This window comes from Maribacter sp. MMG018, assembly GCF_018100785.1.
In the GTDB taxonomy this organism is placed as follows: domain Bacteria; phylum Bacteroidota; class Bacteroidia; order Flavobacteriales; family Flavobacteriaceae; genus Maribacter.
In genome coordinates, this window is the sequence record NZ_JAGJEC010000001.1 from 1 (window position 1) to 24,466 (window position 24,466).

A 24,466-nucleotide genomic window follows, 5' to 3' on the forward strand; every position below is an offset into this window, starting at 1 on the left:
GCGGAAATAACTATAGCTAACAATGCCTAAACGTAATGCTGACTTTTGGGCTAAATCGAATGGTCTCTGTATATTTATGAAGTCGCTAAATCTTATGGATTTAGCTTTGGAACAAAAAAAAGAAAAAGCAAAACAATAAGCTTTAGCTACGTCGGTAGCCGGAAACGAAAAGTTTCCTTGCCTCCGCACTACGCTTAGCCGAGCCGTTGGCAATAATTAGAAGAAATGAGTATTTGGAATAGTATAAAAACAATGGACAAGCGATTTTCCTGGTCATTTCTAGGGACGTTGATTGGCATAATTGGAATCGGATATGGTATTTATGCCGACTTTTTTAAAGAAGAAAAACCTGAACTAGTTTTTGATATACTGTCAAATACACAAGTTTTAGATTTAAAAGAAGATGTATCTGAATTACAAATTCATTACAAACATCAGGATTTAAAAAAGTCCAAAAAGTCATTAGTTCTTATTACTGTTAGGGTAAGTAATAAAGGTAACGCGCCTATCACTGAAAATGATTATTACAGTAAAACTCCTTTTGGCTTTAAAATAACAAGAGGAAATATTGCTGAACCACCATCTTTGATAAACTCCTCCCGAAAGTTCTTTGAGAACAATGTGAAGTTTAGCATTGATTCACTTAATAATATTTTCATAGATAAAGTACCAATTGACTATGATGAATATTTCACTGTGAAAATTCTCACTATTTGCAATAATGGAGAGTTACCGGATATTACACCTTTTGGAGAAATTTCAGGTTTGAGAGGTGAGATTTACACTGTTAGATCATATGAGTCCGAAAAGAAAGAAGAATTAAGCTTTTGGAATAAGTTAACTTTCGGAACATTTGGGATACACGTTGCTCGATTTTTCTACTATTTATTCTGCATAGCTCTTGTAAGTATATGCATTGGTATCCCTACTTCTAAGATTTCCGATTATATTGAAAACAAAAAGAAAGAGAAAGCAATTGCGAAGTACAAAAAAGGGGTGAAACTTAAATTAAGTCAATATTCAGAAACTATCTTCAACTTTTATAAAAGATTTGGAGAATCTCAAATTAGTTGGTTGTTAAAAACATTAAATGACCAGAAAATATTAGAGGAATACCTTATTTATATGGAGAATAAGAAAAAAGAAAATTCTCTTATGAATGATTATTTGAGTTCCAGACCAAGACATCAAGATGATATTGAAATTACACGAATACAATATCTTGGTTCTATTCATGCAATTCTAAACACATTAATTGAAGAAAAAATAATTGACCAAGAGAATAATAATGAGGTGAAACCTGATTTCTTAAAAGAATTAGAAGAATTTAATTATTATCTAAATCTAAAATAACTATTGCCAACAATGGGTATAAAAACATAGGGCGGACTGTGGTTTTCGCAAGTTTTCGGCACTTAGCAAACTCGGTTTCGGGTGGACAGTTAAGTGCTTCGAAATGCCCTACGTTTCATACCCAAGACCGTTACCAGCAATATTGAAATGATGACAAACTTAAATGACATAATTAAAACAATTCAAAAGCAAAATCAAACGATGCAAGGTGCATTTGGATTGTCTTCACTTCAGGGGATAGCTTCTGCAATAGAAAAACAAAATAAAGCACAGTTCAATTTCTCATCATTAACTGGACTGACAGATATTGCGAAGACAATATCCCAACAAATGAAACAAATCAATACATCGTCAATAAATGCAGGAAATAGTATTCAAGCACATTTGGATGCAACTAAATATCCTAAAAATCATTCGGCACTATTTGGATTGACTTCTACACTTGCTGAAATTGCAAAAAAAAATCAATTAGTTTCGGATAGTCTTTCAGGTTTTGCCACAAGTCAACTACTCCTTTCTAATAATTTATCAGCAATTGCTAAAACATTGAGTCAATCTCATTTAAATAGTTTTAATAGTTTAGATATTGCTTTACAAGGTATCTCTAAAACTTATTTGAGAAATATAGCTTTAACAAGAGATTGGGATGATATTTCTATTGCAGAAGAAGCAAATGAGACTATTGCAAATATTGCAGACGGTTTATTAGATAATATAGAACAAATTACAGCTCAAGACCTTGAGAATTTTAAAAATTCAATAGTTTCTGAACTATTCGGATTACTAGGAAAAACAAAAACTGACAAGGCTCGACAGTTGATTTTTGAAATAATAGCAATTATTAGCTTTCTTTTAATATTCTACAATCCTTTTGTTATTCCAACCGATAAAACTAACACAGAAATAACTAAAGAAATTAAACTAGATATTGAAAAGTTAAACCAAGATTTATCGAAAAAAATAGAATTAGAACTTAATAAACTTAATAAAACAAGAACAGCAAGGACAAACGTAAATTTACGTTATGCAGATAAGAAAAACTCAAAAATAATTGGACTTGTAAAATCTGGACAACAAGTAACAGTCATTGAGATAAGACATAAATATCTTCTCATTTCATATATTGATATGGAGACATCAGAACCGAAATCTGGATTTGTCGTTAAAAAATATTTCAATATAGATAAGTAAAAATACAGCTGGTAACAATGTATAAAAATAATAGCCGTTTCATCAGTAAATTCAAAGGTTGTAGCCCGCTTCAACCTTTGTGTAACTTGACAGGAATAAAGCCCGCAATCGGCTACTATTCTTATACTAAACGTTGTGGGTAATTTAAATTGACTCTTTTGAAAGAATTTAGAAATGCAATTTTAATAATCGCTTCTATAATCGTTATAATCCTAAAACTGCATTATTACTACTATCATTTTATATATCCTCTGATTTTAGTAGCCCTGTTTTATGTCTACGAAATAAGAAATGAACAAAATGGATTACTAAAATCAATTTCCATAATATTTGTATCTCTTAATATAATAGTTACTGTTTTACCAGATGCATTGATTTACAAAACATTATTTAGCAATTGGCATTACTGGTCTGAAAAGGAATTGAGTATAGAGCATTTTAAGGGCGAACCTATGGAAGATTTGAATGCTACTGCAGCTGTTTATCCATCGATTATTGGAAAATTCAGCAAAGTATATAATTTTCCTTCATCAATTATTTTCACCGCTGACAACAGTAAAAATTCATGGATTAAAAAGGAATTGTTTAAGGAAAAGGATAGCAATACTTTAAAAAAGCTTCTCAGGCATGAAAAAAGACATTTGGACTTGACAGAGGTTTATAGAAGAAAAGCTATGGACAGTATTGAAAACCTAAGATTTCCTTCGATAGAAGAAAAATACAAAGTAATCGAATATTATTACAAGATTTCCGATTCGATTAATGATGTGTTTGACTTGGAAACAGAACATGGAATAAATCCTATTGGAAATAAAAAGTGGGCCAACTATTTGGACACTCAACTTGGACTCAAATAAAAACTACCCACAACACGGTATATAATTAATTGCGGTCGGATTTCCCAATTGGAAATCCTTGCAATCAATTATCTTTATAGTCAGGCGGACATTTTCCGTTGGAAAAGTCCGCAACTAATCATACACGAACCGTTGCCCACAATATGAACAAACCTTTGAGAAATAAACTAACACTTGGATTTTTATTAATCGGAATTACCGTTTTTGGACAAGATTTTGGATTTGATATTCATAATACTTCGTTGAAAGAATATATCCAAATGGAAGAAAAATTAGGTAGCGAAAGAATACCAACAACTTCAAACCACGTCTCTTTTAGCGGAGAAGCTCAACCGATTAAATTTCAACGGAAAGAAAAAATAATTCCTGACTTAATATCCTATTTCTATTTCAAAGACAAAGACTCTTCAATGACCAAAGTACTTTACGAATGGGATGTTAGGCATTTTAAAAAAACTAACGAACTGAATGTAAAGCAATCGAAGAAATTCCAGAAAACTCTCATTCGAAAATTTAATGAATTAGAACAAAAGTTAACTGAACTTTATGGCAAACCTCAATCCAAAGGAGACTTATCTGACTTAAAGCGAGCTAATGAAAAAGGTGGTTTGAAAAAGAATGATAAATGGTTTCCAAATGACAGTACAGAAATTGAGATGTACACAGTTGTTTCTAATTTTTACGAAAAAAGAGGAATGGCAACTACTGCACCAACTCATAGAATTAGACTTTATATTAGAAACAATAAAAAAGAAGAGAAAATTGAACCTAAATTAAGCGAGAAAAAGCTTGACAACTTAAAAGCAATATCGCAAGAATTTATTCAAACTTTAGGAAATAAAGATTTAGTAAAGTCAAAAGAATATTTATCGGAATTAATACTAAAAACTGTAACTGAAGAGCAATTAAACATATTGATTGACAATTTGGACTTTAATAGAGAAACGGAATTAATTTATAGCGGAATCCAAGCTGGACTTGATGGAAGTGTTTTTACTATGCTTCAATTTAAATATAAAGATGATATTTCAAATCCACCGAATGAATTAATTAAAATAATATTTGATGACAAAGATAAAGTTGTTGGAATACAGCCAATCAAGTTACAAGGAAAAGTAACGGATTAAAAATACTGTGGGCAACAACGTGTATAAAACATAGCTAATAAAGGCTTTCCGAGAGGTTTGTGTTTATTTGCTAAGACCGCCAAATTTTTAAATTTGGCTTTTTGAGAGAAATAAAATAAAAAGAAAATTTAAAAATTCGGCTTGTGTACAATACGAAGTTCCGTGTGTATTTGCACGCTACGTTTCATATACGCACCGTTACCTGTAATTTCACAAAATGAATGAATTAATTGAACATAAGAGTTGGTTTAAACGGAATTGGAAATGGTTCGTGCCTATAATTGTAATTCTTATCTCCATCATCGGATTAACGTCAAATTCAATAGTTGGAGAAAAAATAGCAGGAATGGCAAAAATACATGCGGAATCGTCCCTTTATGATGACGCATTGGAATTAGCAAAAAAAGACGAAAAGGTTATTGCAGTATTAGGAGAATTACAACCTCTCGGTAAGTTAGCAGTAATCGAAGGTTCGCATAAATACTCAAATGATTATAAAACAATTGAACTATCCGTAACGGTTACTGGATCAAAAGGGGATGGAAAAATAAAGAGTAAAATGGACATTTTTGCGGACAAAGTAGATTCTGTATGGATTTACAAAACTATTAATATCCGCATAAAAAAACCTGAGGACCTAAAACAAACGATTGAGGTTATCTCTCAGCCGGAATAAAAACTACAGGTAACAATGCCTATACGCAATGTGGGCTAAGGTGTTTATTCGCTACGTTTGCGTATTTTTATGAGGTCGCAAAATCTTTGGGATTTTGCTTTGGACAAAAAAAATAAAACAAAACCAAAAGATTTGGCTACGCATTGTGGCGCATCGGGAATTGTGTTTCCGCTCCCCCACTACGCATAGCCTAACCGTTGTGCGTCATTAGGAATAGCGTTACTTTGAATAGCTACTAAGAGAAAATAAAATTATGGCAATAGTTAACACCTATTTATATTTTAACGGAAATTGTGAAAAAGCATTTGAATTTTATAAATCTGTTTTTAAAAAGGATTACAAATTTATGGGACGTTACAAAGATGTTCCTGAAGTTGCGAGACAGAATTTTCCAAATTGTGAAGATGAACATATTATGCACATTGGATTACCGATTAGTGATGAAACAATTTTAATGGGAGCCGATATTATTGATGATAGTAGGAAAGAAAAAAATGCTTCTAAATTTTTCTCGCTTTATATCAGTACCGAAAGTAAGGAAGAAGCTGATAGGTTATTTAATTCACTATCAAAAGAAGGAGAAATAAAGCTTCCTATTTCTGACCAGTTTTGGGGTTCATACTATGGAATCTGTATGGATAAATTTGGTGTGAATTGGAAAATTAGTTTTGCTTTTGAAAACAATTGAATATAAATAACGAACGCACAACACTATGTAAAAATGCATTAAAACGCATTTTACATTAAACGTTGGGCGTAATTTGAGAAAACATCATAAATGAAATTAAAAATCCTTTTTACAATTATATTAACTCTCAATGTAGCCATTTCACAAGCGCAGGATTTACTCAGTAAAAAACAGATAACTGAAGACATTGAATTTCTGACAAAGACTTTAAATGAAAAGTCTTCCTATGTTTACCTAAATGAGTATGATTTCAATACCGATTTTGAAAACTATTTAAAAACTTTAAGCGATTCCACCCGACTTGAGAACTTTGGAATGTTTATTACCAATACTTTAGCAAAAATTGGAGACAGACATTCTTCCCTAAGTGGAATAAGAGGTTATGATTTAAAGGAATCGCTGTTTTTACCATTTATTTACGCTCCTTTATATGATAGAGTTGTTGTTTTAAATAAAAATCAAAATAAAGAGTTAGAAATACTCAATCCTAAATTTCCTTATCTCAAAAAAATTGACGGAATTGATATTAATGATTTCCTACAAAAAACACGACCAGAAGACATAAAAGCACCGCAAGAAACCTATTTTACATATGCTGTAAGAGATATTCGAGACATTGAAAAAAATTATATACTTCTCAATAAAACACTTTCTAAAGAAATAGAATTGACACTTTCAGATTCTACTTTCAACAATGACACTATTTTGACTGTTACAACAATTAATAAGTCACAAAGGCAAAGACCTTGGGATGAAAGATTTGAGGTAGATTTTTTTAGAGTAAAAGATGAAGATTATAATAAACCTGTAATAATCGAAAAGCTCTTTAACATAAAAGAAAAAATCGCATATATCAAAATTCCCGAAATGGTTAATAAAGATGAAGCACCTCTTCTTTTTGATAAAGTCAATTCATTTATGCAATCAATCCAAAATGATAGCGAAGCCTTGATTATTGATGTAAGAGCCAACAGTGGCGGAACCCGTGATTTATTGTATGAATTCTCAAAATACTTAATACATCCAGATTCTATATATGTTGTAAATGCTACTAAACAAAGAGGTCCGCTTCCATTACCAGAAGATTATAAAAAAAGTTTAAACAATCGTTTTTTATATACCTTATCCGAATTAGACGATGAAGAACAAAAAAAGGCAACAGAATTTTTAAAAAATTTTAAGCCAATCTATGAATTGGATGAAAACAAATACAGCGAATATTATTTTGGATTGTTGAATGGAAAGAAGTTAGGTAAAACAACTTTTCACTATAACAAACCTGTCTATATTTTAGCCAATGAAAAAACATTTAGTGCAGCATCTGTTTTCGTTTCTGCTTTCAAGGACTTACCAAACATCAAGATTGCAGGAATAACAACAGACGGCTCAAGTGGAAACAGCGAATGGGTTGACTTGCCAAACTCAAAACTATTTGGAAAAATAAGTACAATGGTTTCTTTTCAAAAGAATGGAGAAATTTTGGACGGTTACGGAACAGAACCCGACATAAAAATTGAAAGAGACCTCAATCAGGTTCTTTGGCTATCGGACACGCAACTTGAAAAATTAAAAGAATTGATATTAACGCAAGAATAAAAAACTACGCACAACAATGGCTATAAGTAATTGCTGGGGATTTTCCTACGAAAAATCCACGCATAATTACTATGTTTAGTGTACGGCGGGAAATCCTGCGGATTTCTAACGCCGCAACTAATCATAGCCGAACCGTTAGCCAACATTAAAACCAATAAATGACCAAACGAGATTTTTTTAGAATCATCCTCAAACTATTTGGACTTTATTCTGTTATTCTAACAGTATTTAATTACATCCCATCGAATATTGGATATGTCACTTATCAATTTGAACCAATAGCAATACTCTGGATTTTTGGAGCTACTATTTTGGCAGTTGGACTGTATGTATTATTAATAAGAAAAACAGATAAGATTATCGACTGGCTGAAAATTGATAAGGGATTCGACGATGACAGAATGGAAATCGGAAATTTTAACGCTATCGGAATAGTGAAATTTGCTCTCATTTTAATTTCTGGATTTTTGATCATCGATTATTTGCCCAACTTTCTACATTACACATATTTAGCATTTAAAAGTGAAGTTTCGCCTAATGGACTTAATATGCTCGAAAGTTATGGAAACGAGGGACGAGTGGACTATTTCCAGTGGACAATATCAACATTGAATTTAATATTAGGAATTATACTATTGGTCAATTACAAACGGATTGCCAATTGGATTGAAAAAAGAAATAACGTTGGCTAACAAAACCTATAAACAATACGGGCTTCTGGCTTAACCGAATGGTCTGCGTATATTTATAATGTCGCTAAATTGAAAATTATGCGCCAGCGAAATGTTCAAAATTAGCTTTGGAACAAAAAAAGAAAAAACAAAACAATAAGCTTTAGCTACGTCGGCAGACGGAAACTCGCCAACGCACCAACTCGCCCGCTGCTGTCGCAGACGGCGTACCTCCGCACTACGCTTAGCCCAACCGTTATGACACATTATGAAAAACATCTAGCCTTCACAAAACAATATGAACTTAGAAACATTTTTCTCATCTGAATTGATTCTTGAAAACGAGTCAATTTTAATACGCCCTTTATCCATTAATGATATTGACAAAATAGAATCTATAAGCTATAACAAGGAACTAGGAGAGTTTGGTGCCAGGGTAAAAAGCAGAAATGATTTATTGGATTACTTTGACTTTTGTTTAAACTCAAAAAAAGACAAAGAAATATATCCGCTATTAATTACAAGTAAAGAAAATAATAATCCAATCGGAATCACAATGTTTGGAAATATTAGTTTTCCCAGTAAAAGATTAGAAATAGGATGGACATGGATTGGTCATAAATTTCAAGGAACAGGCATTAATGCGGTTTGTAAAGAACTTTTATTAGATTATTGCTTTGACATTTTAAAACTTAGAAGGGTTGAGTTTAAGATTGATATAAATAACATAAAATCTCAAAAGGCAATCGAAAAGATAGGAGCTGTCAAAGAGGGTCTCTTAAGAAATTACAACATCCAATCATATGGAGAAAGTAAAGGAACTTTTATATATAGCATTCTTAAGGAAGAATGGAAAAAGCCATAGACAATAATATAAAAACGATGAAATCCAAAATATCAATTCATACAGCGATAGCGCTTCTACTATTTCTAACTAATTCTTATGGACAAACAAAAGAAATCGAAATCAAACTTTTTTTGGAAAACTTAAAGCCAAGCAATTTTTCAGGTGCAATTTTGGTAGCACACAACGATAAAATAATAGAGAAAAAGGCTTTTGGACTTGCAAGCATTGAATACGGTATCGAAAATAAATTGGATACCAAGTTCAACATTGCCTCGATTACCAAGATGATTACGGCAGTAGCAACCTTGCAACTTTATGAAAATGAAAAAGTTGGACTAAACGTTCCTATTGGAGAATATTTGCCCAATTATCCAAATAAACTCGTGAGGGATTCGGTAACAATCCATCAGCTACTGACGCACACATCGGGAAACAACAATTTTTATGTGGGCAACTATTTGCAATCAGATAAAATGAAATACAAGACCATATCCGATTTCGTTCCGCTGTTCGCCAATGATACGTTACTTTCCAAACCGGGCACAAAATATGATTATAGTGCTTCCGGCTTTGTTCTCCTAGGTTTGATAATTGAAAAAGTAAGCGGCCAGAATTACTATGACTATGTAAAGGAAAACATTTTCAAACCAGCAGAAATGGAAAATACGGGGGAGTTGGAAATCGATTCAGTCGTACAAAACAAAGCTAGTGGATACACTACTTTTTTTGGCGAAAGCGAGATTCCAAAAAGAAACGAATATTACCTTTCAAAAGCATCGCCCGCAGGATTCCATTATTCAACCGTTGAAGATTTGTTTAAATTCTCGAAAGCCTTGAGAAACGGTAAATTATTGAAAAAATCAACTGCCGAATTAATGTTCGAGCCAAAAGTAAAAGGCTATAACACAAATTTGGGATATGGTATAGATATCGACTTGCGTTATAACCAAACAATTCAAGGGCATAGCGGAGGTTGGTATGGTGTACGAGGGGAACTTATGGATTTTATGAAAGATAACTATACCGTAGTTATTTTATCAAATATTGACGACAATGGGAAAACGGGTGCTTCAGGAGTGGCTGATTTCTTTAAAGAATTGATAGCGGAAAAAGAGACCGAAAAATAACGTAGCATAACAACGGCTATAGCAAATAGGGTAATAAGTGCTTAATTTAAAGGCTTGTGTATATTTGTTAGGTCCCCAAATCTTTTGATTTGGCTTTTAGAAAAACAAGATAAAAACTAAACAATACCCTTTAGCTTCGTCACCAGACGGAAACTGGCCAGCGCGCCAACTCGCCCACTGCTGTCGCAGACGGCGTGCCTCCGCACTACGCTTAGCCGAGCCGTTAGCCATAATTATAAAAAAACATTGAATCCAAGCATTCAGGCAACGATTTTAAAACTTTAAACGTCTATATAAGTAGAGGTTTGAATTATTAAGCCTAAACAATTAATAAAACATCTTTATATGAAAAACTATGTAATTTTATCAATGGCATTTCTGTTTTTAAATTGTATTAAAGCACAAGAAAAGTCAAATATTAAAGAAGTCTTACTTGTTGGGACATTTCATTACAATAATCCTGGTGCAGATGTTGCCAAAACCAAATCTTTTGATATTCTAAAAAAAGAATCACAAAATGAATTGAAAAAAATATCGAAAAATATTAAAGCATATAACCCCACTAAAATATTTGTAGAATGGCCTTATGACGAACAAAAGGAATTAGATTCTCTTTATCAAATTTATACAAAAGGTAATTATTTCAAAAACGATAGTCTTTCGAACTTTTATTTAAAAAATGAAATTTTTCAATTAGCATTCAGAATCGCAAAAGAAAATGACTTAAAAAAAATATACGCAATAGACTATTCCACCTCATTTCCATTTGAAGATGTTATGAAAGAAATTGAAAATAACAACCAATCTGAATTAAAGACAAGGATTGAAAATGGAATTTCCAAATTTACCACTGATTTTGACAATAAAATTGAATCAGGACTTTCACTTACTGAACTTACTTATTTTGTAAATAGTCAAGAAATGCGAAAATTTTCAAATGACTTTCATAATAATTTAATGCTTTTAGCAGGTGGAACAAAAGATTTTTCCGGGCCTTTATTAACATCGGAATGGTTTAAAAGAAATCTATATATGTGGTCGTTAATTCAAAAAAACACAGAAGAATCTGACGAAAGAATTATGGTTTTGGCTGGTTTGAGCCACGTCGCAATGTTTGAATTATTTGTAAGAGAAAATGACAATTGGAAAGTCAAAGAATTAAAGCAAGTTATGGAAAAATAACTATGGCTAACACCGTATATAATTTATTGCTAGTTCTAGCCCACTTACAAAAATCCTCTCGGATATTCTATTCGGTTTTTATTTGTCAACTTAGTTGTTTAACCACGCAACAAACCATATCACCGATCCGTTAGCCATTATTAAACAAACTAAATGAAATTTAAAATAGTTTTTAGCATTTTATTGTTGGTCATTATTATAGGTGGATATTTTATTTTCAATTCTATTAGAGGAGATATTTTAAATAAAAAAGATTTAGGATGGCAACCTTATATGGTTGGAGATGAATTAGTCTTTGAATCAAACTTTGGACAAATAGATAAAATTATAGTTACAGAAATTTATAAATCAGAGCTGCCAGCTATTCCTTTTTCAATTATTCCAAAAGAAGTTATTGAGGTTAGAATTCAAAGAAAACTTATTAAGCTACCTAAAAATAAAGATGATTCATACAATAAATATGATTACAATGAAAAAGGGATTCATAATACATCAACTATCTTATTGACATTAGATGCTAATGATTATTTTGGCGGAAAGAAATATGAAAAAAGTTTAGAATATTGGGTGCCTCTTGGAGTTTCTAAACAAAAAATAAAAGACCTAAATGCACTTTCAGAAAAAAACAGAGAAATCGTACTTAAAGAAAAAAATAAATATTATACAACTTATGAAATTATAAATAAACAATATGGAATCATAAGTTATGGTAGTAATGACAAAAATTGGAATTTGAAAAAATTTATGAGAAACGGCAAAAATATTTATAAAAAAACAATGGCTAATACCCTATAAAATTAATTGCTGGTTTTGGCTTATTTACGAAAGTCCTTGCGGACTTTCTATTCGGTTTTTATTTACTGAATTAGGTATTTAGACTACGCAACTAATCATACACGTAACGTTAGCAATAAAAAAAAGTAAATACGAATTATGCACAAAATGAAAACAATTTATTCGGCAACATTATTAATTATTGGTTTATTTTTTATTCACTCGTGTAGTGAAGATGATAATTGTACAGAACAAACTTGGTATCGAGATGCTGATGGAGATGGATTTGGAGATTCAAATAATGCCATACAATCTTGTACAATGCCAATTGGTTATGTGGATAATGATAATGACTTTGATGACAACAACTCTTCCGCCTACCCAGACGCTATTGAAGTATGTAACGGGATAGATGATAATGGAGACGGAACAATTGACGAAAACCCAACCGATTGTGGCTCTGGACAAGTTTGTGAAAATGGTTCATGTGTAACGGCTATTACCTATTATAAAGATAGTGACGGAGATTCGTTTGGTAATCCAAATGATTCAATTGTAGCTGGTACTACCGCCCCTTTGAACTACGTTATTGATAATACCGATTGTAATGATCAAGATGCATCTATTAACCCTGATGCAGTTGAAAACATCTCTGACGGAGTTGATAATAATTGTAATGGTGATGTTGATGAACTAGACATTCTAGGCAAGAAATGGTTTTTTCAAAGACATGAATCAACAAGTTGTTCGAACGGAGGGTCTCTTGGTGGAGGTGCACCTTATGAATTCAGTTTTTTAGAAGACAATACAGTTGATTTTACAGAACCGGGTAGTCTAACTTCATCTTCATACACTATAACTGAAAATAATTTAACTCTTGAAATGATATATACAACACAAGTTCGAAGATATAAATTTGTTGGAACTTATACCTACTCTGAAAACAATCAGAATTTTACGGGAACCTTTATTTATTACTCTTATGAAGGTTTAGAACCTGACGCTGAAATTCTTTCCAGTTGTGAAGGACCAACCGATATATTTCAATAAGTATTTAAAAGAAGAGATTTAATCTTAAAACGTAAATGTCCGATTATATAATTTTGCAGAAATAGCATACAACATCTATCAAGCGACAGTAAATAAGATTTATTCAAGTAATCTAGTGTCTAAATCTTCTCTACATGTTAACATAAGTATTGCTAACACAAACTATAAAGAATATGGGCTTCTGGCATAATCAGAAGGTTTGCGTATTTTTATAATGACCGCAAAATTGAAAATTACGCACCAGCGAAATATTCAAAATTTGCTTTGGACAGGAAAAAGTAAATCAAAACTAAAAGATTTCGCTGTGTGTGGCAGAAAACAAACATTAGTTTGCCCCCCGTACTGTTCATAGCCACACCGTTGTGCAACATAAAAAAATCATGATAAGATTTAGCCTTTTAATAGTATTATATTCTTTTCTCGTTTCCTGTCAAAATGAGAAAGTGGAAAACAAATTCAAAGGCAAGAATTACCTACAAATTGATAATAATAGAATAGCAGCTGAGTGGGAACCGGTTAAAGGAGTAATGTTCGTATGGCCTCCAGTAATTTCTAAAGAACTCATTATTGAATTTGCAAAGGACACGCACATTTATCTTTATGTAGATGGACAAGAAGGGGAAATTGAAGCCAAAGAATGGTTTAAAAAATGGGAATTAGACCATCAAAATATAACTTTTATTAATCTAAAAACGAATTGGGAAGTCACCCCTAGAGATTGGGGACCAAGTGCTGTTTTTACAAATAAAGGAGAAGTTAAAATTACCGATGGTCAGTATAAATATGGAAGCCCATCTACAGATATGGTTTGCAATGATTCACTTGAATTTCACATAAATAGCAGTACTGGAAAAATTTACAAAAGTATTCATGTAGATACGGCCATAGTAACTATTGGAAATAAAATTGGACTTGAAGTAATTGATGTTCCCTTTGCAAATACTGGAGGCAATGTACTAACTGATGGTTTAGGCACCGCGTTTTCCACGTGTGCTTTACTGACAGAAAATAGATATAATGGTGTAAGCAATAATGAGTTTTTTAGGTTAAACGATTCAATCCTTGGACTCTCAACTTATCATATCATTTCAAATTTTGATGAAATGGGCATCCAACATATTGATTGTCTTCTGAAGCTTATTGATGAAGAAACCATTTTAGTTGCTGAACCACCGGTAGACCATAAATTATATAAAATATATGATAACATTGTTAAGAATGAATTATCGAATTTGAAAACAGTATATAATCGTCCATATACAATTCATAGGATCAAAACCGGAGTTTATTATGAAGATGAAGAAGCTGCTTATCTATCAGCATATACCAATTCGATTATTCTTAACAAGAATGTATATGTTCCATTGTTCGGTATTAAAGAAGATTCTTTAGCGTTAAAAACGTGGAAGTCTATAATGCCTGGCTATACTATCAAAGGATTTGATTATGTATTGGAAGACCAACCGATTAAATCTAAATATCATTTTGAGGGTTTTGATGAATTAGGTGTAAAAACTGGATGGCTGTATGAGGATGCCATCCATTGCCGAACAAAAGCGATATGGGATGAAAACAAAATACTTATATCCGTTAAAAAAGTCTTACCCGAAATTAACGTAAACCAAGAAGCTATTCTTTATGCAACTATTATTGACTATGGAAAAGAAGGCTTGTCCACAAAAGAAGTATTTCTTAACTGGAGGATAAAAGGTCAAACTAATTGGAACAGAATAACAATGGACATGGATAACAACCCCAATCATTGGAAGGCTAAATTTATAGAGGGAAGTGAAGGAATGGAAATAGAGTACTATATAGAAGTAAAAGCGAATACTGGAGAAACTCAAACAAGACCTATAACTGCACCAAAAGGATATTATGAATTTAAATACGTTGCACAACAGAGTATATAAGTAATAGCTTCCAGACGTCAGCTACTACTCATATACATAGACGTTGGCATTAATTATGAAATTGCAACATTCAAAAAAGATTGTCGTCTTTCCAAAACTAAAGAACAATCACATTATGAATAAAATGAAATTTAGTTTAATTGCTATTACAATTGTTGCATTATCATCTTGCCAATCAAATAAGAAAAAAGAAATTACAAACGACTTAAAAGAGAAAGAAACCTCTATTCAACAAAGGGTCGAAAGTAACATTTATAAAATAGACGAAAATAACAAAAATGATTCGACAGCCACGACCATTGAATCAAGAATGGAAGCTCTAAAAATTCCAGGAGTTAGTATAACTGTTTTCGACAACAATAAAATCCTATGGTCAAAAGGTTATGGTAAAAAAAATAAAGAAACAGGAGAAGACGTAAACGAGAACACTCTCTTCCAAGCAGCATCAATTTCTAAACCAATCGCAAGTGTTGCCGCATTTAAATTGATAGAAGAAAACAAAATTTCTCTTAATGAAGATGTTAACTCAAAATTAAAAAGGTGGCAAGTTCCAAATAATGAATTTACCAAAATAGAAAAAGTGACACCAAGTAGAATAATGAGTCATACTTCTGGTTTAGGCACATCTGGCTTTCAAGGCTATAATAAAAAAGATTCAATCCCAACATTAATAGAAATATTACAAGGAAGTGAAATGACAAATTCTGAGCCTGTACGTGTTATTCAAAAGCCCGGAGAATCTGAATTATATTCAGGTGGTGGAATGGAAGTGTTGCAAATGTTAATGGAGGATGTAACTGGAGAAGAATTTGCCCAACTACTAAACATTTTAGTTCTTAAACCAACTGAAATGATTAACAGTTCCTTTGCTTACCCGCTTCCTGAAAAGTTGGGCAGTTTAACAGCTAATGGTTATGATGAAAACGGGAACGTTATAAATGGAGGCTATCGTATCTATCCCGAAAAAGCAGCGGCAGGACTTTGGACCAATCCAACGGATTTAGCCCATTTTATGATAGCGTTGGGGAAATCATATCGAGGAGAAGACAATCGCTTATTAAGTCAAGAATCGGCGAAGACAATGATGACTAGAGTACCAAATGCAGGCGGAATTGGAATAGGTATAGACGGAGAAGGAAAAGCCTTTCGTTTTAGACACACGGGAGGAAACGCAGGATTTGTTTGTTATGCAGTCTCTTTTGCCGACACGGGACGTGGAGCGGTCATTATGACAAACTCGGATAACGGTTTTCCTTTGATTCACGAAATAATAAGAGCCATTTCAAGAGAATATAATTGGCCAGCAATGTGGATGCGTGAGTAAAGAAAAAGAATTGAATCGAAAAAAATAACTAATGCCAACAATGACTATAAGTAATTGCTTTTTATCGCCAACTTCTGAAAATCCTAGCGGATTATCAGTTTGGCGTGTACTTGCAAAGTTAACAGCAAACCCATGCAACTAAGCATAGCCAAACCATTGTAAGCAATTAAAACAAACGTCCTGCTTAAAGAATATTCCATATCAGACATTATAATATCCAATCCAAAAGAAAAATTTTTCTACGTTGGAACTTTTGAGGGAACAGAAGACCCAAATGTAGAATGGCCACATAGGCACGATTTTTATTCACTTGTTTGGTTCAAAAAAAGTACAGGAATCAATGTAATTGACTTTTCGGAATATGAAATCAAACACAACAGGCTTTTCTTGATGCGACCCAAACAGGTTCATAATTGGTCCTATTCCAAAAACTCGAATGGTTATATTATCGTTTTTGACAAGCATTTTTTAAAAGAAACAACAGATTTTGTAGACGACCCTTTTTTTGATTTATCCGACAAAAACACACAATTTCTAAAACCTTTATTTGAAAATCTTATCGAAGAGTTCAATATAAATGACAAATTGAGCGAAAAAACAATCGTGCAAGGAATTCAGTACTTGTTACTTCAACTAAAAAGGTTATCAAATGAAAATCCTAAAAACAAGGAAATCAAACCAAAAACTATTTTAGAGTTTTCAAAGTTAGTATCAGACAATATTTGCGAAAATATTTCTGTAAACGAATATGCGTCAAAATTAAATTTGAGCGTTGATAAACTCAACGAAATCTGCAAAGAAAATTATGGACAAAGTCCTAAAACAATCATTTTGGAAAAGAAAATAACGGAAGCCAAACGATTGCTTTATTTCACTGATCTATCGGTAAAGGAAATCGCATTTCGATTAGGATTTGAGGATAGTTCATATTTTTCAAGAATATTCAAACAGAAAGCAAACCTTTCGCCCACCGAATTTAAAAGTGCCTGAAAATCTGGAAAAAGTCCTGTAAGCAAACTTCTTTCACCCCCTATTTTTGCCTAAAAACAGAATGAAATATCTATCAATTTTAATATTCACTTTATTCATTGCCGTAAGTGCATATGGGCAAACAAAAAATCAAACAAAAATGGACAGTACAAAAACGGAACGATTTGAAAGGGGTTGGAAAAAACTAAAAGAGATTGACGGAGAGGCAGGAAAAAAAGTAATTGAAAGCTTAAAAGGCGTTTCGCCAGATTTAGCAAAATACACAATTGAATATCCTTTTGGAGATGTTTACAGCCGAGAAACCACTTTGAACAACCGAACAAAGGAAATTGCCGTTGTTGCAGCTTTAGCTGCAATGGGAAATGCAAGACCTCAATTAAAAGTACACATCAACGCCGCTTTGAATGTAGGAGTGACCGAAGAAGAATTGTCCGAAATTATGATTTTAATGTCGGTTTATGCAGGATTTCCTTCTGCTCTGAACGGAACTTTGGCATTGAAAGAGGTCATAGAGGAAAGAAAAATAAAAAAATAACTGCTTACAACATTATATATAAGCCGCAATAAGAAAAACCAGATTACCGAATGAGTGACACGTATTTCTGTTTCAGTGATGAAAACGGTGACTACAAAAGGGATATGACACCTAAACAGTTACGTAGACCTCCATTTTACGTTCGTACTACACTAATAATGAACGCAGAAACATGATTTTTTGTTTTTGCAAAAAACCAAAACGAAAGTTTGAGGTTTTGGAAAAAAAACAATGGACTAGGGGCATTGGGGATTTTGAAAGCCACAAATACCAATTAAGATAACGCCAATGTACCTTACCATCTCAGTGCAGAAAATGGGCAGTACCTACAACTGCAGTGTGGGGAACTATGTGGAATCCTATCTTGGATAAAGGCCCATGCCAAAGAAAAGGACATGGCCTTTAAATTACTAAAGACATTGGCTACTGAAATCAATGGAGTAGGTTGCGCCCTATCATGTTCTTGCTTTACGCTTATCTGCCGGAACGCTACAAGAACCTATAGGATCCATGTTCAAAAGTTATAGATGAGATTTGGTTAAGTTCCAGAATTTATTGATTTCATGTTACGAAACAAATAAACATCCTGCCCTTGCAAATATTTATTCAAGCATTACGTATATAAATTGATCGTAGTCCACCACCAAGAAAATTACGCTTATATTTTCTGAAGGAGATTAAAAACCCGTATTTTGTTTTAAGTCAAACCTTTCAGCCAATAAGAAAATGAGCAAACCATACGTATTAAATTTTTTATTATTTTGATTATGCATCTCTTATGTAAAATAGCCAACATAGGGATCAATAGAATTACGTCGATTTTTTGGAATCAAAATTCTCCTATCCAAACTTTTATTCTCATTTTTTTGCTAATCACAAGCACAGTAAGGGCACAGGACATTAAAATAGACAGCTTACAGAAAGAATTGGCATTTCATACCAAAAAAGACACTGCAAAAGTTAATTTGTTAATAGAGCTTTCTAAAAGTTATTCTACATCAGATATAAACCGATCCAACGAAAAAGCTCAAGAAGCCTATGATTTGGCCAAAGAGCTTAATTACAAAAAGGGAGCTGCAAACAGTCTACTAAGATTAAGCAACAATGCCTTAAAAAACGGTGAACGAGACAATGCCGAAAACTATACGCTTAAAGCCTTCGAAATATGTAAGGAACTGAAGGACCCGGATTGTATTTATGCTTCCTATACATCTTTGGGAAAAATAGCATACTTAAACGGTAAATTTGATAAGGCTGCCGACTTTTATAATACAGTACTTGAACTAAGCATTAAAAATGGTGACTCATTAGTTCAGGCAAATATGTATAATCAAATTGGAACCTCCAGGTACAGAAAAGGAAATTTTGATGAAGCTATCGACCTGTTTAAAAAGGCAGCTGATATAAGTGAACAATTAGGTGAGGAAAAATTAAACTTGGACATTTTAAACAACATTGGTGCTATTTGCCTTAATCAAGGTAGATATACAGAAGCCCTAACTTATTTTAATAAGTGTTTGAGCATACATATTGCAAATGATGAAAAGGAAGATATTGCCGTTTCTTCTTATAACATAAGTGCGGTTTATTATGAATTGAAACAGTACGACAAAACACTAGATTATCTAGATATTGCACTAAATATTTATAGGGAATTAGATGATAAGAAACAGATTTCCAGAACATTGATCAACAAGGGTGCGGTTTATGCAGATTTAAAAGATTTTGAAAACGCCCTGTTGTATATGACAAAATCTATAAACCTTAGCAAAGAAATCAATGATAAAACAGAATTAAGTGGGGGTTATTTTCAACTTGGGGATTTGTACTTTTTAATGGATCAACCTAAAAATGCCTTAAAACATTATAAAGCTTGTTTAGAGATAAGTGAATCGATTGAGGATAAGATCTATAGCTGCCATGCCCATATTGGATTGGCAAAAACTTATGTTTCGCTCAAAGATTATTCCAATGCTCTAATACACGCCGAGAACGGAAAAAAAATAGCAAATGAACTAGAACTTCTGCCTCAGCAAATATTGGTATACAAAACAATGGCAACCATATATAAAGCAAAGGGGAACTATAAAAAAGCCCTTGAAAGTCATCAGCAATTCAAATTATTGAACGACAGCCTTTTTAACAAAGAAAATATCGAAAAAATTGCCCAGTTGGAATACGAATACAAATACAAGCAGGCATTGGATTCTGCTAGTATTCGCGAATTAAAACTTACCAAAACGGTAATGAGCACTTCACAAGACCTTGCAAAGACCAAACAAAATTACCTTTGGGCCGTTATCGGCATTTTGGTTATCTCTATCCTGTCAGGTTCTTTGGTATTCTATCAAAAATACAAGAACGTTAAAGTAAAAAACCAAAATATTATTACCGAACAAAGGTTATTGCGCTCGCAAATGACTCCACATTTTATATTTAATTCACTTTCAGTCTTGCAGGGCATGATCTTGAACAAAGAAGAGAAAAAATCAATTACCTATCTATCAAAGTTCTCGAAACTACTACGACTTGTTCTAGAAAATTCAAGGGACAAAATAGTTCCCCTCATTCAAGAATTGGATGCCATAGACAATTATATGATCTTACAAAATATGGATGCCAATTCACCTTATGACTATAGTTTAGTGGTGGATGAAAACATAAATATCAATCTCTTTTTGGTTCCTCCCATGCTCATTCAGCCCTTTATTGAAAATGCTATAGAACATGCTTTTTCTACTAATCAAGAACATCGGGAAATAGAGGTTCACCTCTCTTTTAAGGACAAAAAACTAAGCTGTGCCATAACGGACAATGGTATTGGAATCGATGCCATTTCAAATAAAACCAATACCAAAAAGAAATCGTTGGCCACCACCATTACCAGTGAGCGGCTAAACCTTTTGGCCAAAGATTTCAACATGCCAGGATCCGTATTTGTCGAGGATAGAAAAAAATATAATGAGCAAGGAACCAAAGTTACTTTGATCATTCCCTATAAAATAATAAAGAATTCATGAAAGCACTTATCGTTGAGGACAAAGCCTATATTAGAAAAGGCTTGATAAATCTTTTGGAAACGGTTGAAACCAATATAGAAATCATAGGTGAATGTGCTACGGTCAAGGAGGCCGTTGTGGTCTCTAATGCCTGTAAACCAGAATTGATATTTCTGGACATAAATCTCACAGACGGTACTGGATTCGACTTTCTCGACCAAACCGAGCACCTTAGCTTCAAAACCATATTCATTACCGCCTATGAAGAATATGCTTTGAAGGCACTTAAGGCTGGTGCCGTAGATTATCTTTTAAAACCTGTTGACGTTGAAGAATTGGATTTGGCCTTAAAAAAGATAAAGACCTTACCTATTACCGAACAAAAAGAGCAAATAAATACGGCAAAAAAAGTTTGGTATCAAGATGATGCTACTTTGGTTCTTTCGCTCAGCGACAGTTTTCAGGTCATAAACCTGCAAGAATTATTGTACTGCGAATCCGACAAGGGGTATACGACATTCTACTTGGCCAATAATAAAAAATACGTGGCTTCCAAACCATTAAAGGAATACGAGGAGAAACTTGAAAAAGTCAATTTCACCCGGCCCCACCAGTCTTTCATGGTAAACTTGAAATTCATAGACAAATACGATAAGTCGGGCGTCATCTATTTAAAGAATGGTCAAAAAATTCCTGTCTCCTCCCGAAAAAAGGAAGCTTTTGTAACCACTTTTTTGAAATACAATAGTCATTGAGAACTATTGCCCCAATGATCAAGATTACCGGAAATAGCTATCTCTTCAAAAACGCATATTTCCTTACTTCGCACGAATAATGATTCCCGGCTCACGAAAATAGATTGGCTATTTCATAGGAAATGCCATTGACCCATCTTTACCCTGACCAAACCATTTCTTACTTAAGCCCGCTTCGAAAATCACACTTTTCCAATGGTGCTTATCAAGAAATATTAAAATCAAATCTTAATGGAAAACATCAAATCCAAACTAGGCCAAGGAGGCCTTGTACTTGCAGCTATGGGCCTAATTTCTGCCCTTTTGTCAATTTTTAATTACAACATCAGATTACTTGCTTGGATAGATAGCTGGGGCAGTACCACGGGATGGGTGCTCAGGATAGTATTGATTCTAGCAGGTGGCGCGCTGTTTTTTCTATTTGGAAAAGCAGAAGAGTAAGAGTCAATCAACATAAAAAAAGTATAAAAATGAAAATACAGTTGATAATTTTAATGATAGCGATAACACTGGTTTCCTGTGGAGGAGACACGACAAAACTACCTGCCAACGCCGATGGCTTTGCGGGCATTGAGAAAGAACTGAAAAGTGAATTTGGGGATAGTGCCTACTATACGGATTTGACTATCATTTACAATGAAACCATCGGTAATAGCATTTCGACCACGGTAACCGATGCCCCTGAATCGTTAAAAATGGGGCAATGGACCTACTCATTGGGCAACTGGAACCAAACTTCCGAAGTAACCTTGGAAATACCAGAGGGTACCAAGGCGGCAGATTTTATGTTTCAATTGGGTGAAAAAATCAGTCTTGGGAAATTAGGAGAACTCGTTGAAAAATCGAGTGAGCAATTAAAGGCGGAGAAAGACATCGAGAACCCCCGACTTGAAATGGCTTTTGTCAAATACCCAAAGAACGGTGATGTGAGTGATGCCCAATACATCGTAAAACTGCAGCCTGAAAATGGGGGGACTTCTTTTACTTTTTCATACAAAATGGACGGTTCATTAATTGAAATGGACTACTAAAATTCCGAACCTATTCCTCAATTAAATTAATTTAACCAAAACAATCATGAACAATAAACTTAAAACTATTTACTTGGCCGTAAGTGTACTTTTTCTATGTGTTGCCTGCAACAATGATGATGATGGAGCTGTAACCGTAACACTGTCGGATTTAGAGGTAACCCTAGATGAAAATCCCCAAGAAGGTGATCCCGTGGGCACCGTACAAACCGATGTTTCCACCACAAATTTTAATATCGTCTCACAAGCACCTGCGGGAGCTTTGAATATTGACGGTTCTACTGGTGAACTTACTGTAGCCAATGCGACCTTATTCGATTTCGAGACTCATCCTACGATTACGGCAACCGTTACCGCGGACAATGCTGAAAATTCAGCAAGCATTACCATAAACTTGAATAATGTGAATGAGGTTTCCGCTCAGAATTTAGAGGTGACCATAGATGAAAATCCTGCCGAAGGGCAAGTTATAGGCAGTCTTCAGACCATTGGCAATGCTTCGGGCTTTGCCATTACGTCCCAGACACCGAGCGGTGCTATGGATATTGATTTCAATTCGGGCGAACTTACCGTATTGGATGCTTCGCTATTCGACTTTGAAACCAATCCTGTACTGACAGCGACCGTTTCTATTGAAGATGCAGATAATCCGGTAACCGTTACGGTGAACCTTGAGAATGTAATTGAAGTAACGGCCCAAGACCTTACGGTCTCCATTGATGAAAATCCAACGGACGGACAGGTTTTAGGAACGGTACAGGCCAACAGCAATAGTACTTTAGCGTTTTCATTTACCTCGCAATCACCCATGGGCGCCATGACCATTGATGCCGCTTCGGGAGAATTAACGGTAATTGACCCCAACCTATTCGATTTTGAGACCAACCCCGTGATTACAGCTGAGATTTCAGTGACAGATGGTGCAGAAACAGCTACGGCCACGGCCACCATCAATCTAAACGATGTAGACGAAGTATCTGCCACAAATACGGATTTGACCATAGATGAAAACCCTTCCAATGGCGATGTTGTGGGAACCATACAGGCCAGTGGTTCCAATTTAATATATACCATTACGTTCCAGAATCCAGCTGGTGCATTTACGATAGATCAGAATACAGGTGAATTGTCCGTAGCGGATGAAACCCTTTTCGATTTTGAAACCAACCCCAATATGTTGGCCACCATTTCGGTAAGCAATGGTACCGAAACAGTTTCCGCCAATGCGTTCGTAGAACTTAATGACTTGAACGAGATTGGGGAATTCAAGTATGGTGGTGTTATTTTTTGGATAGACCCTGCAAGTAACAATAGTGAAGGCTTGGTTTGTGCAATTTCAGGTCTAACCGTTAACGCCTGGGGTTGTTCAGGTATACTAACAGGGGCTTCTGGAAGTGGTATCGGAACAGGAGAAACCAATTCTGAGGCAATTATTGCCGCAGGTTGTATTCCATCTGCCGCATTAACTATTTCCAATTTGGATTGGAATGGTTATGATGATTGGTTTTTACCAAGTGTGGATGAATTCAATGAAATAGCGATAAACTACGACGATTACATTGCACCGACGATACTCGCCAATGGAGGAAGCGCCCTTTTTAGTACAGTATGGACTTCTACAGAAGTTAATGCAAATGATGCTTATATAGCTTTTTTAGGGGGTAGTGCTCCCATAGCCCTTCCTAAAAATACTGCAAATTTCACCGTATTGCCAATCCGGTCTTTTACCGACTTTTAAAAACAAAGCACCGCCACAGATGGTCAAAACCATCTGTGGCTT

22 protein-coding genes are annotated in these 24,466 nt (G+C 34.0%); all 22 read left to right on the forward strand.

The features are described 5' to 3' along the window. Positions 1 to 225: 225 nt before the first annotated feature. Complete coding sequence (locus J8L85_RS00005; protein ID WP_211013660.1) at positions 226 to 1,353, forward strand: hypothetical protein; 1,128 nt, start codon at positions 226 to 228, stop codon at positions 1,351 to 1,353. A 147-nt stretch (positions 1,354 to 1,500) separates the two neighbouring features. Further along, positions 1,501 to 2,544, forward strand: coding sequence for a hypothetical protein (locus J8L85_RS00010; RefSeq protein ID WP_211013661.1), 1,044 nt, complete (start codon positions 1,501 to 1,503; stop codon positions 2,542 to 2,544). Between the two features lie 158 nt (positions 2,545 to 2,702). After that, entirely contained in the window at positions 2,703 to 3,401 is a 699-nt protein-coding gene (locus tag J8L85_RS00015) for a hypothetical protein (RefSeq protein ID WP_211013662.1), read from the forward strand. A 143-nt stretch (positions 3,402 to 3,544) separates the two neighbouring features. Continuing rightward, positions 3,545 to 4,528 (forward strand): hypothetical protein, encoded by a 984-nt coding sequence (locus tag J8L85_RS00020; protein WP_211013663.1) that lies wholly within the window; start codon positions 3,545 to 3,547, stop codon positions 4,526 to 4,528. Between the two features lie 217 nt (positions 4,529 to 4,745). Continuing rightward, the gene (locus J8L85_RS00025) at positions 4,746 to 5,204 is read left to right on the forward strand and encodes a cytochrome c oxidase assembly factor Coa1 family protein (protein ID WP_211013664.1); all 459 of its coding nucleotides are present in this window, start codon (positions 4,746 to 4,748) and stop codon (positions 5,202 to 5,204) included. A gap of 253 nt (positions 5,205 to 5,457) precedes the next feature. Continuing rightward, positions 5,458 to 5,892 carry a VOC family protein gene (locus J8L85_RS00030; RefSeq protein ID WP_211013665.1) on the forward strand — a complete coding sequence of 145 codons (435 nt, stop codon included), beginning with the start codon at positions 5,458 to 5,460 and terminating at the stop codon, positions 5,890 to 5,892. A 90-nt stretch (positions 5,893 to 5,982) separates the two neighbouring features. Next, positions 5,983 to 7,488 (forward strand): S41 family peptidase, encoded by a 1,506-nt coding sequence (locus tag J8L85_RS00035; RefSeq protein ID WP_211013666.1) that lies wholly within the window; start codon positions 5,983 to 5,985, stop codon positions 7,486 to 7,488. 158 nt (positions 7,489 to 7,646) lie between these two features. Then, positions 7,647 to 8,180: a hypothetical protein gene (locus tag J8L85_RS00040; protein ID WP_211013667.1), complete on the forward strand. Its 534-nt coding sequence runs from the start codon at positions 7,647 to 7,649 to the stop codon at positions 8,178 to 8,180. A 277-nt stretch (positions 8,181 to 8,457) separates the two neighbouring features. Then, a complete protein-coding gene (locus J8L85_RS00045) occupies positions 8,458 to 9,024 on the forward strand; it encodes a GNAT family protein (RefSeq protein ID WP_211013668.1) in 567 nt (188 codons plus the stop codon). Positions 9,025 to 9,041: 17 nt separating this feature from the next. After that, positions 9,042 to 10,133, forward strand: a complete 1,092-nt coding sequence (locus tag J8L85_RS00050) for a serine hydrolase domain-containing protein (protein ID WP_211013669.1) — start codon at positions 9,042 to 9,044, stop codon at positions 10,131 to 10,133. 345 nt (positions 10,134 to 10,478) lie between these two features. Continuing rightward, positions 10,479 to 11,315, forward strand: a complete 837-nt coding sequence (locus tag J8L85_RS00055; RefSeq protein WP_211013670.1) for a DUF5694 domain-containing protein — start codon at positions 10,479 to 10,481, stop codon at positions 11,313 to 11,315. 153 nt (positions 11,316 to 11,468) lie between these two features. Beyond that, on the forward strand, positions 11,469 to 12,110 hold the full coding sequence (locus J8L85_RS00060) for a hypothetical protein (RefSeq protein WP_211013671.1): 642 nt from the start codon (positions 11,469 to 11,471) through the stop codon (positions 12,108 to 12,110). A 147-nt stretch (positions 12,111 to 12,257) separates the two neighbouring features. Then, a complete protein-coding gene (locus J8L85_RS00065) occupies positions 12,258 to 13,139 on the forward strand; it encodes a putative metal-binding motif-containing protein (protein ID WP_211013672.1) in 882 nt (293 codons plus the stop codon). Positions 13,140 to 13,582: 443 nt separating this feature from the next. Further along, positions 13,583 to 15,052: an agmatine deiminase family protein gene (locus J8L85_RS00070; RefSeq protein WP_211013673.1), complete on the forward strand. Its 1,470-nt coding sequence runs from the start codon at positions 13,583 to 13,585 to the stop codon at positions 15,050 to 15,052. 115 nt (positions 15,053 to 15,167) lie between these two features. Continuing rightward, positions 15,168 to 16,376, forward strand: a complete 1,209-nt coding sequence (locus tag J8L85_RS00075) for a serine hydrolase domain-containing protein (RefSeq protein WP_211013674.1) — start codon at positions 15,168 to 15,170, stop codon at positions 16,374 to 16,376. A gap of 213 nt (positions 16,377 to 16,589) precedes the next feature. Then, complete coding sequence (locus J8L85_RS00080) at positions 16,590 to 17,366, forward strand: AraC family transcriptional regulator (RefSeq protein WP_348771735.1); 777 nt, start codon at positions 16,590 to 16,592, stop codon at positions 17,364 to 17,366. A gap of 61 nt (positions 17,367 to 17,427) precedes the next feature. Beyond that, positions 17,428 to 17,901, forward strand: a complete 474-nt coding sequence (locus J8L85_RS00085; RefSeq protein ID WP_247656514.1) for a carboxymuconolactone decarboxylase family protein — start codon at positions 17,428 to 17,430, stop codon at positions 17,899 to 17,901. An 866-nt stretch (positions 17,902 to 18,767) separates the two neighbouring features. Then, positions 18,768 to 20,921, forward strand: a complete 2,154-nt coding sequence (locus tag J8L85_RS00090; protein ID WP_211013675.1) for a tetratricopeptide repeat protein — start codon at positions 18,768 to 18,770, stop codon at positions 20,919 to 20,921. After that, positions 20,918 to 21,655: a LytTR family DNA-binding domain-containing protein gene (locus J8L85_RS00095; protein ID WP_211013676.1), complete on the forward strand. Its 738-nt coding sequence runs from the start codon at positions 20,918 to 20,920 to the stop codon at positions 21,653 to 21,655. The genes J8L85_RS00090 and J8L85_RS00095 overlap by 4 nt, the downstream gene beginning before the upstream one ends. 231 nt (positions 21,656 to 21,886) lie before the next feature. Next, positions 21,887 to 22,096 carry a hypothetical protein gene (locus J8L85_RS00100; protein ID WP_211013677.1) on the forward strand — a complete coding sequence of 70 codons (210 nt, stop codon included), beginning with the start codon at positions 21,887 to 21,889 and terminating at the stop codon, positions 22,094 to 22,096. A gap of 29 nt (positions 22,097 to 22,125) precedes the next feature. Next, a complete protein-coding gene (locus J8L85_RS00105) occupies positions 22,126 to 22,686 on the forward strand; it encodes a hypothetical protein (RefSeq protein WP_211013678.1) in 561 nt (186 codons plus the stop codon). A 46-nt stretch (positions 22,687 to 22,732) separates the two neighbouring features. Then, positions 22,733 to 24,424, forward strand: coding sequence for a cadherin repeat domain-containing protein (locus J8L85_RS00110; protein WP_211013679.1), 1,692 nt, complete (start codon positions 22,733 to 22,735; stop codon positions 24,422 to 24,424). Positions 24,425 to 24,466: the final 42 nt, after the last annotated feature.

Coding starts and splice junctions, on each gene's coding strand:
- J8L85_RS00005 (WP_211013660.1), top strand. CDS start 226: ATGAGTATTTGGAATAGTATAAAAACAATGGACAAGCGATTTTCCTGG.
- J8L85_RS00010 (WP_211013661.1), top strand. CDS start 1,501: ATGATGACAAACTTAAATGACATAATTAAAACAATTCAAAAGCAAAAT.
- J8L85_RS00020 (WP_211013663.1), top strand. CDS start 3,545: ATGAACAAACCTTTGAGAAATAAACTAACACTTGGATTTTTATTAATC.
- J8L85_RS00025 (WP_211013664.1), top strand. CDS start 4,746: ATGAATGAATTAATTGAACATAAGAGTTGGTTTAAACGGAATTGGAAA.
- J8L85_RS00030 (WP_211013665.1), top strand. CDS start 5,458: ATGGCAATAGTTAACACCTATTTATATTTTAACGGAAATTGTGAAAAA.
- J8L85_RS00035 (WP_211013666.1), top strand. CDS start 5,983: ATGAAATTAAAAATCCTTTTTACAATTATATTAACTCTCAATGTAGCC.
- J8L85_RS00040 (WP_211013667.1), top strand. CDS start 7,647: ATGACCAAACGAGATTTTTTTAGAATCATCCTCAAACTATTTGGACTT.
- J8L85_RS00045 (WP_211013668.1), top strand. CDS start 8,458: ATGAACTTAGAAACATTTTTCTCATCTGAATTGATTCTTGAAAACGAG.
- J8L85_RS00050 (WP_211013669.1), top strand. CDS start 9,042: ATGAAATCCAAAATATCAATTCATACAGCGATAGCGCTTCTACTATTT.
- J8L85_RS00055 (WP_211013670.1), top strand. CDS start 10,479: ATGAAAAACTATGTAATTTTATCAATGGCATTTCTGTTTTTAAATTGT.
- J8L85_RS00060 (WP_211013671.1), top strand. CDS start 11,469: ATGAAATTTAAAATAGTTTTTAGCATTTTATTGTTGGTCATTATTATA.
- J8L85_RS00065 (WP_211013672.1), top strand. CDS start 12,258: ATGAAAACAATTTATTCGGCAACATTATTAATTATTGGTTTATTTTTT.
- J8L85_RS00075 (WP_211013674.1), top strand. CDS start 15,168: ATGAATAAAATGAAATTTAGTTTAATTGCTATTACAATTGTTGCATTA.
- J8L85_RS00085 (WP_247656514.1), top strand. CDS start 17,428: ATGAAATATCTATCAATTTTAATATTCACTTTATTCATTGCCGTAAGT.
- J8L85_RS00095 (WP_211013676.1), top strand. CDS start 20,918: ATGAAAGCACTTATCGTTGAGGACAAAGCCTATATTAGAAAAGGCTTG.
- J8L85_RS00100 (WP_211013677.1), top strand. CDS start 21,887: ATGGAAAACATCAAATCCAAACTAGGCCAAGGAGGCCTTGTACTTGCA.
- J8L85_RS00105 (WP_211013678.1), top strand. CDS start 22,126: ATGAAAATACAGTTGATAATTTTAATGATAGCGATAACACTGGTTTCC.
- J8L85_RS00110 (WP_211013679.1), top strand. CDS start 22,733: ATGAACAATAAACTTAAAACTATTTACTTGGCCGTAAGTGTACTTTTT.